Annotated in this window: 16 protein-coding genes; 7 read left to right on the top strand and 9 right to left on the bottom strand. The window is 65.7% G+C overall.

The window, feature by feature from the left end; translation table 11 throughout:
* The first annotated feature begins 55 nt into the window (after window positions 1–55).
* Both A3728_RS08835 and A3728_RS08840 read left to right on the top strand, forming a co-directional pair.
* Window positions 56–472 (top strand): DUF983 domain-containing protein, encoded by a 417-nt coding sequence (locus A3728_RS08835; RefSeq protein ID WP_067922305.1) that lies wholly within the window; start codon window positions 56–58, stop codon window positions 470–472.
* A 44-nt stretch (window positions 473–516) separates the two neighbouring features.
* A complete protein-coding gene (locus A3728_RS08840) occupies window positions 517–1,212 on the top strand; it encodes an NUDIX hydrolase (RefSeq protein ID WP_067922346.1) in 696 nt (231 codons plus the stop codon).
* Between the two features lie 24 nt (window positions 1,213–1,236).
* Here the strand turns inward: A3728_RS08840 and A3728_RS08845 are convergent, their stop codons facing one another.
* Window positions 1,237–2,154, bottom strand: coding sequence for a DMT family transporter (locus A3728_RS08845; RefSeq protein ID WP_067922308.1), 918 nt, complete (start codon window positions 2,152–2,154; stop codon window positions 1,237–1,239).
* Between the two features lie 17 nt (window positions 2,155–2,171).
* Window positions 2,172–3,047, bottom strand: a complete 876-nt coding sequence (locus A3728_RS08850; RefSeq protein ID WP_067922349.1) for a fatty acid desaturase — start codon at window positions 3,045–3,047, stop codon at window positions 2,172–2,174.
* Window positions 3,048–3,261: 214 nt separating this feature from the next.
* Between A3728_RS08850 and A3728_RS08855 the strand changes: the two genes are divergently transcribed.
* Window positions 3,262–4,122, top strand: a complete 861-nt coding sequence (locus A3728_RS08855) for a helix-turn-helix domain-containing protein (RefSeq protein ID WP_067922311.1) — start codon at window positions 3,262–3,264, stop codon at window positions 4,120–4,122.
* Window positions 4,123–4,336: 214 nt separating this feature from the next.
* On the opposite strand, the gene A3728_RS22290 is transcribed toward A3728_RS08855, so the two are convergent.
* The 5 genes from A3728_RS22290 to A3728_RS08875 form a co-directional block, all read right to left on the bottom strand.
* On the bottom strand, window positions 4,337–4,714 hold the full coding sequence (locus A3728_RS22290; RefSeq protein WP_161487217.1) for a VOC family protein: 378 nt from the start codon (window positions 4,712–4,714) through the stop codon (window positions 4,337–4,339).
* Between the two features lie 121 nt (window positions 4,715–4,835).
* On the bottom strand, window positions 4,836–5,594 hold the full coding sequence (locus A3728_RS08860) for an SDR family oxidoreductase (protein ID WP_067922315.1): 759 nt from the start codon (window positions 5,592–5,594) through the stop codon (window positions 4,836–4,838).
* On the bottom strand, window positions 5,591–7,069 hold the full coding sequence (locus tag A3728_RS08865; RefSeq protein WP_067922318.1) for a carnitine 3-dehydrogenase: 1,479 nt from the start codon (window positions 7,067–7,069) through the stop codon (window positions 5,591–5,593). Before A3728_RS08865 ends, A3728_RS08860 begins: the two co-directional genes overlap by 4 nt.
* Window positions 7,066–7,530, bottom strand: coding sequence for a hypothetical protein (locus A3728_RS08870; protein WP_067922321.1), 465 nt, complete (start codon window positions 7,528–7,530; stop codon window positions 7,066–7,068). The genes A3728_RS08865 and A3728_RS08870 overlap by 4 nt, the downstream gene beginning before the upstream one ends.
* A 20-nt stretch (window positions 7,531–7,550) precedes the next feature.
* Window positions 7,551–8,462, bottom strand: a complete 912-nt coding sequence (locus A3728_RS08875; RefSeq protein ID WP_067922324.1) for a 3-keto-5-aminohexanoate cleavage protein — start codon at window positions 8,460–8,462, stop codon at window positions 7,551–7,553.
* A 105-nt stretch (window positions 8,463–8,567) separates the two neighbouring features.
* On the opposite strand from A3728_RS08875, the gene A3728_RS08880 reads away from it, so the two are divergent.
* On the top strand, window positions 8,568–9,494 hold the full coding sequence (locus tag A3728_RS08880) for a GlxA family transcriptional regulator (RefSeq protein WP_236628131.1): 927 nt from the start codon (window positions 8,568–8,570) through the stop codon (window positions 9,492–9,494).
* A gap of 82 nt (window positions 9,495–9,576) precedes the next feature.
* Here the strand turns inward: A3728_RS08880 and A3728_RS08885 are convergent, their stop codons facing one another.
* Window positions 9,577–10,617, bottom strand: coding sequence for an aldo/keto reductase (locus tag A3728_RS08885; protein ID WP_067922330.1), 1,041 nt, complete (start codon window positions 10,615–10,617; stop codon window positions 9,577–9,579).
* Between the two features lie 137 nt (window positions 10,618–10,754).
* Between A3728_RS08885 and A3728_RS08890 the strand changes: the two genes are divergently transcribed.
* From A3728_RS08890 to A3728_RS08900, 3 genes are all read left to right on the top strand, one after another.
* The gene (locus tag A3728_RS08890; RefSeq protein WP_067922333.1) at window positions 10,755–11,993 is read left to right on the top strand and encodes an MFS transporter; all 1,239 of its coding nucleotides are present in this window, start codon (window positions 10,755–10,757) and stop codon (window positions 11,991–11,993) included.
* A 114-nt stretch (window positions 11,994–12,107) separates the two neighbouring features.
* Window positions 12,108–13,820, top strand: a complete 1,713-nt coding sequence (gene metG / locus A3728_RS08895; protein WP_067922335.1) for a methionine--tRNA ligase — start codon at window positions 12,108–12,110, stop codon at window positions 13,818–13,820.
* Window positions 13,821–14,205: 385 nt separating this feature from the next.
* Window positions 14,206–15,054, top strand: coding sequence for a tyrosine-type recombinase/integrase (locus tag A3728_RS08900; protein WP_067922339.1), 849 nt, complete (start codon window positions 14,206–14,208; stop codon window positions 15,052–15,054).
* Here the strand turns inward: A3728_RS08900 and A3728_RS08905 are convergent.
* On the bottom strand, window positions 15,038–15,429 hold a 392-nt coding region (locus A3728_RS08905), incomplete at its 5' end, for an IS5 family transposase (protein ID WP_067922343.1). The genes A3728_RS08900 and A3728_RS08905 overlap by 17 nt on opposite strands.

The following is a 15,429-nucleotide window of genomic DNA, read 5'->3' on the forward strand; positions in this document are numbered from 1 at the left end:
CCTTTCAATCGGGGCCGTTTGTGCGCATCTAGAACTCCAAGCAGGAAAGCGCCCTATGCAGCAACACGCCCCCACCCCGGACCCCGCCGCAGCGGCCGATACCTCGGGCGAACGCGCCCGCTGGCCCGCGATCTTCCGGGGCTGGCGCAACCGCTGCCCCAATTGCGGCTCCGGCCCGTTGCTCAAAAGCTATCTGAAGGTGAACCATGACTGCGCGGTCTGCGGGCAGGAGTTCTTTCATCACCGCGCCGACGACGGGCCGGCCTATCTGACCATCCTGATCGTGGGGCATCTGCTGGCCCCGATGCTGCATATTGTCTTTGTCACATGGCGGCCCGAGCCTCTGACTCTCTTTACCATTTTTGCGGTTGGATGTGTCGGCCTGTCGCTTTACCTTCTGCCCAGACTGAAGGGCGCCTTGATCGGATTTCAATGGGCGAAGGAAATGGGCGGCTTCGGCCGCGCCAGCTGAACCGCCCCCTCCCCAATGTCGCAGCCAGCCGCCGGGAGCGCAGAATGACCATCGACAAGAGCCAGATCCGCAATGCGGCCACCGTGATCGTGATCCGCGACCGGCACGAAAGCCCCCGCATCCTGATGGGTCAGCGCGGCGCCAAGGCGGCCTTCATGCCCAACAAGTTCGTCTTTCCCGGCGGGGCCGTGGACGCGGGCGACGCCTATGTACCACTTGCCAGTGAATTGCCCGAGACCTGCGCCGCCCGGCTGGCCGAAGATGCCGAACCGGGGTTCGCCAATGCGCTGGCCGCCGCCGCGATCCGCGAGCTGTGGGAAGAGACGGGGCTGGTGCTGGGCAAGCCCGGCGACTGGGAGGGCCCGGTGCCCGAGGACTGGACGCGCTTTGCGGAAACGGGCCATGTGCCCCATGCCGCGCCTTTGCAATTCGTGTTCCGCGCGCTGACCCCGCCGGGGCGCCCGCGCCGCTTCGACGCGCGCTTCTTTCTCGTGGATGCGGGTGACATCGCCAGTGACCTCGATGATTTCGGTGCCGCCTGTGACGAGTTGAGCCATCTGCAATGGGTCGCCCTGTCGGATGCGCGCGCCTTCGACATGCCCTTCATCACCGAAGTCGTGCTGGCGGAGGTGGAGGCCCGCGCCCGCGATACCGCCCCGCCCGCCTCCGTCCCGTTCTTCAAGAACAGCGACGAGGAAAGCCTGTTTCTGCGGTTGCGGGGGCATCTGCCGACGGAGTGACCGCCCCGTGACGGAGCCGCGCGGTCAGGTCACGAGAACAAGCATCAGGATCGACACGACCAGCACCGCCATTCCGGCCCATTCCCGGGCGGTGATGCTTTCGCGGAAGAACAGGGTGGAGGCGGCGACGCTCAGGATCAGTTCCACCTGCCCCAGCGCCTTGACGTAGGCGGCGTTCTGCAGCGTGAAGGCGATGAACCAGCACAGCGAGCCGCCCATGGAGGTCAGGCCGATCCAGACCGCCACGCGCCGCGCGCGCCAGACGGCACGCATCTGCCCCGGTTCGCGCAGCCGCAGCCAGAGGGTCATGATCGCCGTCTGCATGGCCACCACCGCCGCCAGCGTGACGGCGGCGCGCAGAAAAGCGTCATCCGTCTGCACCGAAAGCGTGGCGCCCCGATAGCAGACCGCCGATATCGCAAACAGAAACCCCGAGGCGATGCCCAGGCCCGCCGCCCGGTTGCGCAGATCGCCCAGCCGCCAGCCGCGGGTCTCCGGCCCGCCGGACAGCACCAGCAGCCCCGCCACGCCGATGCCGATCGCGACGAAGCCCAGCGGGCTGACGCCTTCGCCCAGCACCAGCCAGCCCACCAGCACGGTCTGGATCACCTCGGTTTTCTTGAAGGTGATGCCGACCGCGAAATTACGCTGCTTGAACAGCAGTACCACGCAGACGGTGGCGAGGATCTGGGCGGTTCCGCCTGCAAGGCCAAAAAGCCAGAAGCCGGGGGCGAGCGCGGGCAGGCTGTTGCCGCTGCCGGGCAGGTAGATCGCCACCAGCGCCAGGATGAAGGGCGCGGAATAGAGGAACCGCGAAAAGGTCGCCCCCGCGGCGCTGAGCGTGGCCTGCGCCAGCATCTTCTGCAGCATGAACCGGCCGGTCTGGAAGACGGCGGCGGCAAGGGTGACGAGGATCCACAGATCGGGAAGGAAAGCGTCCATTCCCGTCTATAGGCGGATCAGGCGTCGTCGCGCCAGCCGGGATGTGCGACCGGATCCTTCGCGCGCAGCAGAAAGGCCCGGAAGACCGCGCCGTAGGACGGATAGACATATCCGCCGTTGCGCCGCAGATACCTGTCGCGCCGCGCCCGGTAGAGCGCGGGCAGCCGGTACCACGCCACGCCCGGGTGCATGTGATGGACGACGTGCAGATTGTTGTTCAGGAACAAGAAGGCCAGCAACCCACGGTCCTCGATGATGACGCTGCGGGCGGCGGGGTGGTCATGGGCGCGATGCTCCAGAAAGGTGCGGATGCGCAGGATCGACAGCGCGCCGTAGCAGGCCAGCCCATAGGCCAGCAGCGAAAGCGGCGATGCCGCCACCGCCCAGAGCACCAGCGCCGCACCCGGCAGATGCAGCGCCCAGTCCCGTGCCACATGCGGATCGCCCCGCCACCACGCGCGCACATCGCCCGCGACAAACCGCCAGAGCCCGATGGCAGGCCCCAGCGTCATGCGCCCCAGCAGCGTGTTGTTGCATTCCAGCAGGATGCGCCGCCAGCGCGGCAGACGGGCCCATGCCAGCGGATCAAGGTAGTTGCTTTCGGGATCGTCATAGGGATCGGTCAGCCTTGCGTCCTGATGATGGGCCAGATGCAGGCGGCGGAACCGCAGGTAGGGGATGAACAGGCCCGGCTGGACGAGGCCGAGGGCGGTCGAGGCCCGGACCGAGCCGAAGGGGTGGCCATGCAGAAGCTCGTGGCTGAGCGAGGAATGAAGCGCCAGCAGAAGCGCGAGGATCGGGACGGCCACCAGCGGCTGATGCCCGGCAAGGCCCAGAACCAGCGCCCAGCCCACCAGCGTGGCCGTAAAGACCGCGAGGGTGGGCCATTCCACCCGCGCAAGGGCCCGGAGGGCGGCGCGGGCACGGCCCCGATTGACGGGGAGACTTACTCCGCGTTGCGGTACGTTAACCAATCCTGCGGGTGCATGACCGTTCATTTTCCTGCCGCTCCTTTTTTTGCTTTGTCATTTATCTATGAGCGGCAGGCTTTGCGGGCCATTTGGATAAGAGTTAACATTGCTTCCGTTTGGTGATATTACTCACCACATGCCGCATAAACTCAGCAAAGCAGACCGCGCCGCCCTGTTCCGGGACCGGCTGACCGCCGCGATGGCGACTGCGGGCATATCGCGCGCGGCGCTGGCGCGGGCGGTGGGGGTGGACCGCTCCACCCTGTCGCAGGCGCTGTCCGATACCGGCGCACGGATGCCCGGCGCCCATCTGGTGGCGGGCGCCGCCGCGGCGCTGGGCGTATCGAGCGACTGGCTGCTGGGTCTGTCGAACCGGCCCGAATCCGCCGCCGATCTGGTGGCCGCCGCGCTGGAGGTGTCGCAGGCCCCGCGCGCGCTGGTGGACCAGACGATCTTTGACTGGCACCGGGAGGCCGCGGGCTACAAGATCCGCCATGTCCCGGCGGCACTGCCGGACATGCTGAAGACCGACGCCATGCTGGAATGGGAGTACGGCCCCCACTTGGGGCGCTCCGCCCAGCAGGCGATCAATGCCTCGCGCGACCGGCTGGACTGGATGCGGGAGTCACACTCCGATTACGAAATCGCGATGCCGATCTACGAGATGGAAAGCTTCATTCGCGGCACCGGCTATTACACCGGCCTGCCCGCCCCGGTGCGGCTGGCGCAGGCCGACCACATGGAGATGCTGACCCGGCAGCTCTACCCCCGGCTGCGCATCTACCTGTTCGACGCGCGCAGGCTCTATTCGGCGCCGGTCACCGTCTTCGGAACGCTGCTGGCGGTGTTCTACACCGGCGGCCACTACATGGCGTTCCGCGACCGCCAGCGGATCGAGACCTTTACCCAGGATTTCGACGTGCTGGTGCGGGAGGCGAGCCACACCGCGCGCGACCTGCCCGGCATGATCCGGGAGATGCGCGCGCTTATCCGCTGACCGGGGTGGACCGGGCAAGGGCGGGAGCCTCCGGCGGGGATTTTGGGCCATTTGGAAGGGGCGGCAGGTCAGCGCCGCGCTTGGGGAACGCGGCACTTCGCGGAGGAGTGGCGCGGGGGGCGCGGAATTATGGTATCGTGAGGCCCTTAGTCATCGTGCCACGGAGACGAAAATGATAGTTTACATCCTGTTTTATATTGTCGCTGCAAATGCATTAGTCAGTGAGGCGCCAAGGTGGAAAGCGGCGTTCATTGCCGGCATGGAATAAGCACAGCTTGTTTCCAGTGGGATCAGTAAAATGTGCCGTCCTCCAACGATAGGTCTGATCGGTGGGAGGCATATCAAACTTGACCCCTAAATTGCAAAGTTCCATGAATTTTTTGTCGACGTCATCAACTTCAAAATACAGCACTGTGTTTCCAGCAACTGGATTATCTGAGACGTAAAGTGAAAATGTGCTTGAGCCAGTCGGAAACTCGAAACGCGCATATTCATCTCTTTCCGACACGATTAATCGCAGGCCAATTGTGGTATAAAATGCCACTGCCTCGTCAAAGTCGCGTGCTTCAACCGTCACTTGGTTCATGTCCATTTTCGAATACCCTTGTGTTAAACTGGTACCCAGTTCCGATAGCCTAAGGCTGCAAGTCCGATCTACGTCAAACGGATTACATTCTGGTCGCACCATCCGCTCATCGCAGCGAAACGCACCATCACCGCGCTACCGCCAGTTTCGGGTCCGGGTTCTCGGTGTGGCCGTCGACGGCGATGACTTGACCCGAGACCATGCGCGCGGCGTTGGAGGCGAGAAAGACCGCCATGTCGGCCACATCCTGCGCGGTGACGAAGCTGCGCATCGACGTGCCCGCGGCATAGCCTTCGTAGACCTGATCGCGGGTCATGCCCTTGGCGGCGGCTTCGCGCGTCAGCACGCCTTCCATGCGGGGGCCTTCGACGGCACCGGGGCAGATGGCGTTGGCGCGGATGCCGTGGGGGCCGAGTTCCATCGCCAGCGTCTTCATCAGGCCGATGACGCCCCATTTCGCCGCCGCATAGGGGGCGCGGTTCGGGTAGCCGTAGATCCCCGCTGTCGAGGAGGTCACGATGATCGCGCCGCGTTGCGCCTTTTTCATCAGCGGGGCCGCGTGTTTGGCGGCCAGGAACGCGCCTTCGAGGTTGACGCCCACGCAGGCGCGCCAGTCGCCCAGAGCCACCTCCTCGATCGGGGCGGTGGGGCCCGCAATGCCCGCGTTGGCGCAGAGCACGTCCAGTTGCCCCATCTCGGCCAGCAGGTCGCGCATGGCCGCTTCGTCATCGGCGGGGGCCTCGCGCCGCTGCCAGTCTTCGGGGCAGGCCCGCAGGGCTGCGGCGTCGACATCGCTCACCCAGACCTCGTAGCCCGCCGCGGCGAAGGCGGTGCCCATGGCCCGCCCGATGCCCGCGGCCCCGGCGGTGATCAGCACCCGTTTCACGGCCGCTGCCCCACGGCGCGCCCGACGCCCTCCGGGGTGGGCAAATCGGCCTGCGCCTCGGCAAAGCGGCGGAGCGCCGCGTCGATCTCCGGCGCGGGATCGGCGGGTTTGCGGGTGTCAAGACTGACATGGAGCAGAAAATGCTCGCCCGTGGCCAGCAGCCTGTCGCCTTCGCGCATTTCGTGCCAGAGGTGCATCTTCTTGCCGCCGCCCGACAACACGCGGGTCGTGATCTCGATCACCGCGCCGGCATGGACCTCGTCCACGTGGCGGATGTGGGTTTCGGCGGTGAAATAGCTGCCGCCCGAGGCGATATAGGCGGCATCGCAGCCGATGATCTCCATGAAGCGGTCCGTCGCATCGGCGAAAGCCTGCAGGTAGCGCGATTCGGTCATGTGGCCGTTGTAATCCGTCCAGTCGAGCGGCACGGCGCGGCGGGCCGTCAGCACCGGGGCGGCGGGATCGGCGATTTCGGCCGCCCGCGCGGCCAGCGGCGTATCGGCGCGCAGCAGGGTTTCATGGGCGTTGACGAGCGCCCCCGCCCCCCAGTTCTGCGCCTTGAGCGCGCGCATCATCGACACGAGGTTGTTGTCGCGCGCGCGCTCTAGCTCGCGGATGGTGAACTGACCCGATTGCGCGTCGGACTGGCCCGCGATCAGGTCCACGAGGCCGTCGTTGAATTCGGGCACATCCATCAGCTTGGTCCATGGCCATTTCAGCGCCGGGCCGAACTGCGCCATGAAGTGCTTCATGCCCGCTTCGCCCCCCGCCACGCGGTAGGTCTCGAACAGGCCCATCTGCGCCCAGCGGATGCCGAAACCGTAGCGGATGGCGTTGTCGATCTCTTCCGTGGTGGCGATGCCGTCCTTCACCAGCCAAAGCGCCTCGCGCCAGACCGCTTCGAGGAAACGGTCCGCCACATGGGCGTCGATCTCCTTGCGTAGATGCAGGGGATACATGCCGAGCGCGGTGAGCGTGGCCTTGGCGCGGTCGATCTGATCGGCCGTGGCCTCCGGCGTGGGGACCAGTTCGACCAGCGGCAGCAGGTAGACGGGGTTGAAGGGATGGGCCACCATGATCTGCCCCGGGCGCGCGACCCCCTGCCCCAGCTCCGACGGCTTGAACCCGGAAGTGGAGGAGCCGATGATCGCCTCAGGCTCGCAGGCCGCTTGGATCGCCGCGAAAGTCTCATGCTTGATGTCGAGGCGTTCGGGCACGCTTTCCTGTATCCATTCCGCACCCGTCACCGCTTCGGCGATGTCACCGTGGAAGGTGATCGCCCCCTCGGGGGGGAGCGCGGCATCCGTGAGCCCGGGCAGGGATCGGCGCGCATTGCCCATCACTTCCGCGATCTTGCGCTGCGCCTGCGGGTCCGGGTCATAGACCCGCACCGCCCAGCCGTTGAGCGCGAAGCGCGCGGCCCAGCCGCCGCCGATCACGCCACCCCCGATGATCGCTGCCGTTCGTGTCGTCATTGCATTGTCCTCAGTTGGCCGGTGTCCCAGCCGTTGAAATCGAGCATCCGGCGCGCGGCCTCAATGCGGTCCGCGCCCCCCTCGGGCGCGCGGTCAAGAATGCGGGCGTGGCTGCCCGTGGCGGAGCCGAGCGCGGCGGTGCGGAAGTCTTCATCGACCCACATGACGACGAGCGTTTCCGCCCCGTCCGGCGCCCGCAGGATGCCGGGGCCGGTCGGCACATAGGTCCGGGTTGTGCCATCCGCCGCGGTTTCCGTCACCGCGCCGGTCTGGCTGACGGCGAAGGTGACGGCGGGCGCACAAGGCCCGATGCAGGCCCGAGCCACCCAGCGGCCCGCCATGCGATCGGCGTCGAACCGGGTGGACCCGGCCAGCACCGCCGCCGGATCACGATAAGTTGGCGCTTCGGGGGCGGGCGCGAGCACCGCGCAGCCCGTAAGCACCAGCAGCCCGGCCAGCATCGTGGCCCTGCGCCTGCCCCTCACTTCGGGGCGCGCTTTTGCAGGCCGAGCTTCTGGCGGACCTCTTCGGGGCCGATGACCTTCGCGCCCATGTTTTCCACGATGGTCACCGCGCGCTCGACCAGTTGCCAGTTCTGCGCCAGCTCGCCCTTGCCCAGCCAGAGGTTGTCCTCCAGCCCGACGCGCACGTTGCCCCCCGCCAGCACGGCGGCGGCGACATAGGCCATCTGGTTGCGCCCCAGCGCGAAGGCGGAAAAGGTCCAGTCGTCCGGCACGTTGTTGACCATGGCCATGAAGGTATTGAGGTCATCTGGCGCGCCCCAGGGCACGCCCATGCAAAGCTGCACCAGCGCCGGGCTGTCCAGAATCCCATCCGCCACGAGCTGCTTGGCGTACCACAGATGCCCGGTATCGAAGGCCTCGATCTCGGGCTTGACGCCAAGCTCTGTCATCATGCGGCCCATGGCCACCAGCATGCCCGGCGTGTTGGTCATGACGTAATCGGCTTCGGCGAAGTTCATCGTGCCACAGTCGAGCGTGCAGATCTCCGGCAGGCAGTCGGCCACATGGGCGACCCTCTCGCTCGCCCCGGCCATGTCGGTGCCCTGCTGCGAAAGCTGCATGGGATTTTCCACGTCGCCGAAGACGATATCGCCGCCCATGCCGGCGGTCAGGTTCAGCACGACGTCGGTGTCCGCATCCCTGATCCGTTCGGTAACTTCGCGGAACATGCGCGTATCGCGGCTGGGGGCGCCGGTTTCGGGGTCGCGGACGTGGCAATGCACGATGGCGGCCCCGGCCTTGGCGGCGGCGATGGCGCTGTCGGCGATCTGCTCGGGCGAGCGGGGCACATGGGGGCTGCGGTCCTGCGTTCCGCCCGAGCCGGTGACGGCACAGGTGATGAAGACCTCTTTGTTCATTTGCAGCGGCATGGCGGCGTTCCTCGTTATTGATTTCGCGCGCAGGATGCCCGAAGACGGGGCGCAAGAGTTCACCCGATGCGAAGCCGATTTGACATCTTGCGACAGAATAAACCGATGAACGTCGCGCTGCTGGTGCTGGACGACACCAATACGCTGTCCTTCGCGGCGGCGGTCGATCCGCTGCGCTCGGCCAACCGGCAATCGGGCAAGCGGCTCTTCGACTGGCAGTTCGTCACGCCAGCGGAGGCGCCCGTGCGGCTGACCAGCGGGCTGGCCATCCCGGCGGGTCCGATCCACCGGCTAGACGGCGCGGATCTGCTGCTTGTTCTGGCCAGCTTCCAGCTCGACGCGCAGTCCACCCCCGCGCTTTCGGCCAGCCTGCGGCGGCTCGCGGCTGGGGGCAGCCGCATCGCGGGGATCGACGGCGGGCCTTGGGTGATGGCGCGCGCCGGGCTGCTCGACGGGGGGCAGGCCACGACCCATTGGGAAGACCTCGACCGGTTCGCCAGCACCTTTCCCGAGATCGACGTGGTGAACGCCCGGTTTCAGGCCAGCGGCGCCTGCCTCACCTGTGCTGGCGCCGCCCCGGCCATCGAGATGATGCTGCATATCATCCGCGAAACCCACGGGCCTGCGCTGGCGAGCCGGGTGGCGGGAACCTTCATCTACGATCTCGCGGCCCCGGCCACCCGCCCGCAAAGCCGGGGCGCCGGGCTGAACCACAATGCGCTGACCGCCCGCGCCCAGACCATCATGGAAGCGACGCTGGACGCGCCCCTGCCCATCGCCACGCTGGCGCGGCGGCTGGGTACCAGCGCCCGCGCGCTGCAGGTCCAGTTCCGCAGGCGGCTCGACCGGACGCCGCAGGCGCATTACCTCGCCCTGCGCCTGACAGAGGCGGAACGCCTCGTGCGCCAGACCTCGCTGCCCTTGCAGGATGTGGCGGCGGCCACCGGCTTCGCCTCTCCGGCAGCTTTCGCACGGGCCTTTCGCAAGGCGCATGGCCAATCCGCCCGCGCCCTGCGCAGCACCATGGGCTGAACCGCCGCGCGCCTTCCAAATGGCAAAAAATCCCGGGGTCCGGGGCTGGCCCCGGTCCCGCGGTGCACCTCTCGGGAAGGCGTCAGTAGGGCATGGGATGGGCGCGGTGCGCGGCGTCGAGCGCCTCCATCACCGCGTCCGACAGGGCCAGATCGGCCGCGCCCAGCGCGGTGCCCAGCTGATCCATATCCGTCGCGCCGAAGATCACCGACGTCATGAAGGACCGGGTGCAGGCCCATGCCAGCGCCATCTGCGCGGGGTGCAGATCATGCTCCCGCGCCACTTGCAGATAGGCCTCCACCGCCTCGAAGGCCCGGTCGGTCTTGCGCCCGCCCATTTCCGGGTTCAGCGACATGCGCGACCCCTCGGGCACGGCACCGCCCTGATATTTGCCGGTGAGCATCCCCGCCGCCAGCGGCGAGAAGGCCAGCATGCCGATGCGCTCGTTCACGCAGGTCTCCGCCACGTCGGTATCGGCCAGTCGGCACATCAGCGAATATTCGTTCTGGACCGAGACGGGCGGCGGCCCCCCGCTGCGCGCGGCGGCGGCGGACCATTGGGTCAGGCCCCATGCGCTTTCGTTGCTGAGCCCGAAGCTGCGGATGGTGCCCCGCTCCACCTCGCGCTGAAGTGCGCCCATACAGTCGACCATATGGGCAAGCGTCGCCGCGCGGTCCTGATCGGAGGGATCGTAGGTCCAGTTCTTGCGGAACATGTAGCTGCCCCGATTGGGCCAGTGAAACTGGTAGAGGTCGATCACATCGGTCTGCAACCGCTTCAGCGAGCCTTCGATGGCCTGCGGGATCGTATCGCCGGTGATGGGCGCGCCATCGCGCGCGTGGGAGCCCGCGCCGGAGTGTTTCGTGGCCAGCACCACGTCGTTCCGGCGGCCCGAGGCGCCGATCCACTGGCCGATGATCTCTTCGGTCAGGCCCACGGTTTCCGCCTTGATGGGGTTCACTGGATACATCTCGGCGGTGTCGATGAAGTTGATCCCCGCCTCCAGCGCGCGGTCGATCTGGGCGTGGCCCTCTTTGGGCGTGTTCTGGGTGCCCCATGTCATCGATCCGAGGCAAAGTTCGGAGACCTCGATACCGCTGTCGCCCAGTTGGTTCATCTTCATCTTGCGGCCCTCTTGCCTTGTGCGTGGTCACCCTAGCGGCCCGTTGCCGCCGCGCAAGCGCCCGGGCCTGACGAAAACGACAGTGACGCGTCGTAATACGGGTTGGGTTCCGCCGACAAAGCCGCCAATCTGCGCGCATGCGTCTGATGATCTCCTTCGCGGCCCTCTTCCTGTCGGTCATATTGCTGCAACTTTCGACCGGGGGCGTGGGTCCGCTGGACGTGCTGTCGGGGCTCACCCTCGGCTTTTCCAAGCAGGAAATCGGCTTTCTCGGCTCGGCGCATTTTCTGGGGTTCTTCATCGGCTGCTGGTGGTCGCCCCGGCTGATGGGCAGCGTGGGCCACAGCCGCGCCTTCGCCGCCTTCACCGCGCTGGGGGCCATCGGGTTGATGGCGCATATGATGGTGATCGACCCCTACGCCTGGGCGTTGATGCGGGTCGCCTCCGGCCTTTGCGTGGCGGGCTGCTATACGGTCATCGAGGCATGGCTTCAGGCCAAGGTCACCAACGAGAGCCGCGGGCGCACCATGGGCACCTACCGGGTGGTGGACATGACCGGATCGCTGACCGCGCAGATGATCGTCGGCATTCTCGCCCCGGCCTCCTATGTTTCCTACAACCTGCTGGCCATCGTCTGTTGCGCCGCGCTCATTCCGCTGACGCTGACGCGGGTGCAGCAGCCGGAGACTCCCGCCTCCCCCCGGTTGCGGCCCCGGCTGGCGATGGACCGCTCGCCGCTTGCCGCGGCGGGGGTGGTGGTGGCGGCGGTATCCAGCGCCTCCTTCCGGATGGTGGGCCCGATCTATGGGCAGGAGGTGGGACTGACGGCGGCGCAGATCGCGTGGTTCCTGTCGGCCTTCGTGCTGGGCGGGGCCATCGCGCAATATCCCGTGGGCTGGCTGGCCGACAAGTTCGACCGCCGCTGGGTGCTGATCTGGCTGTCGGTCGCGGCCATCGTCAGTTCCGGCGTCACGATGCTGACCACCGGTTTCGGCACATGGGGCATCATGCTGTCGGCGGGTTTCTTCGGGCTGACGACCTTTCCCATCTATTCGGTGGCGGCGGCCCATGCCCATGATTTCGCCAGCGCCGACGAACGGGTGGAGCTTTCGGCCGCATTGATGTTCTGGTTCGCTGCCGGGGCGATTTTCGCGCCCTATCTCGCCTCCGTTCTGATCGATGCCTACGGCTCGGGCGCGCTCTTCACGCTGATCGCGGCGGCCCATGCGGTGCTGGTGGTTTTCGGGCTCACCCGGATGCGCGCGCGGCCCGCCAGCCACCGGAAGACGCGCTACGTCAACACGCCGCGCACCACCTTCGTGGTGGGCCGCCTCTTCGGGCGCCAGCGCGACGGCGAACTGCGCGACGAGGGCTGAGCGCGGAGCGGCCCCCGCGACAGATGATGAGTGTGGAACGGGCCCGCGACAGGCTGGGCAAGCCGCGGCGGGCCTGCTAAAGCGGGCCGACTTCAGAACAAAGGCATTCGTTGCGTGACCCGACACCTCATCACCTCGGCGCTTCCCTATATCAACGGGATCAAACACCTCGGCAATCTCGTGGGCAGCCAGTTGCCCGCCGATCTTTTTGCGCGTTACCTGCGCGCCCGCGGGCACGAGGTGCTATTTCTTTGCGCCACGGACGAACATGGCACGCCCGCGGAACTGGCGGCGGCCAAGGCCGGGTTGCCGGTGGCCGAATATTGCGCCCAACTGCATGAGCAGCAGGCCGAGATCGCAGCGGGCTTCGGGCTGTCCTTCGACCATTTCGGGCGCTCCTCCAGCGCGCAGAACCACCGTCTCACGCAGCATTTCGCGGGGGCGCTGGCGGATGCCGGCCTGATCGAGGAAGTCACCCAGCGGCAGGTCTATTCCGTGGCCGATGCGCGTTTCCTGCCCGACCGCTATATAGAGGGCACCTGCCCCAACTGCGGCTACGACAGCGCCCGGGGCGACCAATGCGACAATTGCACAAAGCAGCTCGATCCCACCGACCTGATCGAGCCGCGCAGCACGATTTCGGGCTCGACCGAGCTGGAAACGCGCGAGACCAAGCATCTTTTCCTGCGCCAGAGCCGCATGAAGGACGATCTGGACAGCTGGATCCGCGGCAAGGAGGACTGGCCGGTCCTCACGACCTCCATCGCCAAGAAATGGCTGCATGACGGCGACGGTCTGCAGGACCGGGGGATCACCCGCGACCTCGACTGGGGGGTGCCCGTTCGCAAGGGCGATGCGCCATGGCCGGGGATGGAGGGCAAGGTCTTCTACGTCTGGTTCGACGCGCCCATCGAATATATCGCCGCGGCACAGGAATGGGTCGATGCCGGAAAGGGCAGCGACTGGGAAAGCTGGTGGCGCACCGACCGGGGGGCCGATGACGTGCGCTATACCCAGTTCATGGGCAAGGACAACGTGCCCTTCCATACGCTCAGCTTCCCCGCCACCATCATGGGATCGGGCGAGCCGTGGAAGCTGGTGGATTACATCAAGTCCTTCAATTACCTCAATTACGACGGCGGGCAATTCTCCACCTCGCGCGGGCGGGGGGTGTTTCAGGATCAGGCGCTGTCGCTTCTGCCGGCGGATTACTGGCGCTGGTGGCTCTTGAGCCATGCGCCCGAAACCTCGGACGCGGAATTCACATGGGAGAATTTCCAGGCCTCGGTGAACAAGGATCTTGCGGATGTGCTGGGCAATTTCGTCAGCCGCATCACCAAGTTCTGCCGCTCGAAATTCGGCGAGACGGTGCCGGAGGCGGGCGCATACGGGCCGGCGGAAGAGGCGCTGATCGCCGACCTGACCGAACGGGTCGCCCGCTACGAGGCACAGATGGACGCCATCGAGGTGCGCAAATCGGCGCAGGAGCTGCGCGCCATCTGGGCGGCGGGCAACGAATACCTGCAGGCGCAGGCCCCCTGGACGACCTTCAAGACAGACCCGGACCGGGCGGCGGCGCAGGTGCGGCTGGCGCTGAACCTCATCCCGCTTTACGCGGTGCTGTCCGCCCCCTTCGTGCCGGAGGCCGCGCGGACCATGCTGGAGGCCATGGGCGCCCCGGACGCCGGTTGGCCGGGTAACGTGAAGACGACACTGGGCCAATTGCCCCCGGGCCATGCCTTCACCGTGCCGGAAGTGCTTTTCGCCAAGATCACCGACGAGCAGCGCGAAGATTGGGAAACCCGCTTTGCCGGGACACGGGACTGAGCGCCGGGCGACATTCGGCGTAGTTCTCGGGTTCGGGGGTGGTGCCTTGCTGCGGGGGCGCGCCCCTGGCTTTGCCTCCGGCGGGGATTTTTTGCCATTTGGAAGGGTGGCGCGGGGGGCCTGAAGGCAACGCGGCGGGAAATGAGTGCAGCAGAGGAGAAGTGGTGCGGGCGGTGGGACTCGAACCCACACGGGGCTACGCCCCAACAGATTTTAAGTAACAGCACATAGCATCTTTTTTGACCTTATGCGTCTTATAGCGGTCCGCAAGCCCATATAAACACGACATAATTCTCCTATGCAGCCTCAAGACGACCTGAGGCGACCTAATCAGAACCGGGCCCTAGCCCGGGCCTGAAACCGGATCACAAAGGAGAATAGCCTCATGGCAACCAAACTCACGCAAAGCGTGGTGGACAAGATCCGCCATGCCCAAGAAGCAGGTGCACAGGTCTATGATGCAGACGTCAGTGGCCTGCGTATCGTCATTGGCAAAAAGAGCGCCAGCTACAAACTTATGGGCAGGATCAATGACGGAACTGATCGATATATTTCTTTCGTCATTGGTCGCACTGACGAGGTGTCGCTGAAATCGGCCCGAGAACGTGCGAAGGAACTGCGCCTGACATTGCGTCGTGGTGAAGACCCGAGAGTGCCTAAGAACGCCATACCGAGCCTGAGCGAGGTCGCAGACAGCTACTTTGCAACGCGTGGCCAGGAGCTAAGCCCAAGGACATTGGCTTGGTATCAGCAGAAGGTCGAAGGACCTCTTTCATCCCTGAAGAAAATCCCAGTGGATCGAATTGACCGTGCCACAGTCAGAGCATTGCATGAGAAGATTACCCGCAAAACCGGAGCCTACGGTGCCAACGGAGCAATGCGTGTTTTGAAGCTGTTAATAAACGACGCTGCGAGAACCCATGATCTTCCGCCCAACCCTGTCACTCGGGGTGTTCGGATGAACCAGGAAAAGGCAAGAGATTGGGCTGTTGGCCCCGATGAGATGCCTTTGCTCTGGCGTCAATCGGATGGATTAGACGATCGTGTTCGTCGTTGCTGTTGGTTGGTCATGTTGCTAACGGGGCTTCGCTCAGGTGACGCCAGATCAATGAAATGGGAACATCTAGATCAAGACGGCGTGCTGACTGTGCCCTCCCCAAAGGGTGGCGAGGCCAAGGCCTTCAAACTGCCTTTGCCAAGGTTTCTAGGGTCAGGACTCACAACCAGTAAATAACGAGTGCGGCGAGGGCGATGGCTGACAGGAAGACTTTCGGGCATCTATCGTAACGGGTTGCCACACGCCGCCAATCCTTCAGCCTGCCGAACATGATTTCGATCCGGTTGCGCCGCTTGTAGCGACGCTTGTCGTACTTCACTGGCTTCTTCCGCTGTTTACGGCCAGGGATACACGCCCGTATCCCTTTGTCTTTCAACGCTTCTCGGAACCAATCGGCGTCATAGCCACGATCGCCAAGCAGCCAGTCCACCCTGGGCAAACGGCTCACCAGTGCTCGGGCACCGACGTAATCGCTGACCTGTCCTGCGGTCACGAACAGATTGAGCGGTCGGCCTTGGCTGTCGCAGATGGCGTGCAGCTTGGTGTTCATGC

This window comes from Sulfitobacter sp. HI0040, assembly GCF_001634885.1.
Taxonomy (GTDB): Bacteria; Pseudomonadota; Alphaproteobacteria; order Rhodobacterales; family Rhodobacteraceae; genus Sulfitobacter.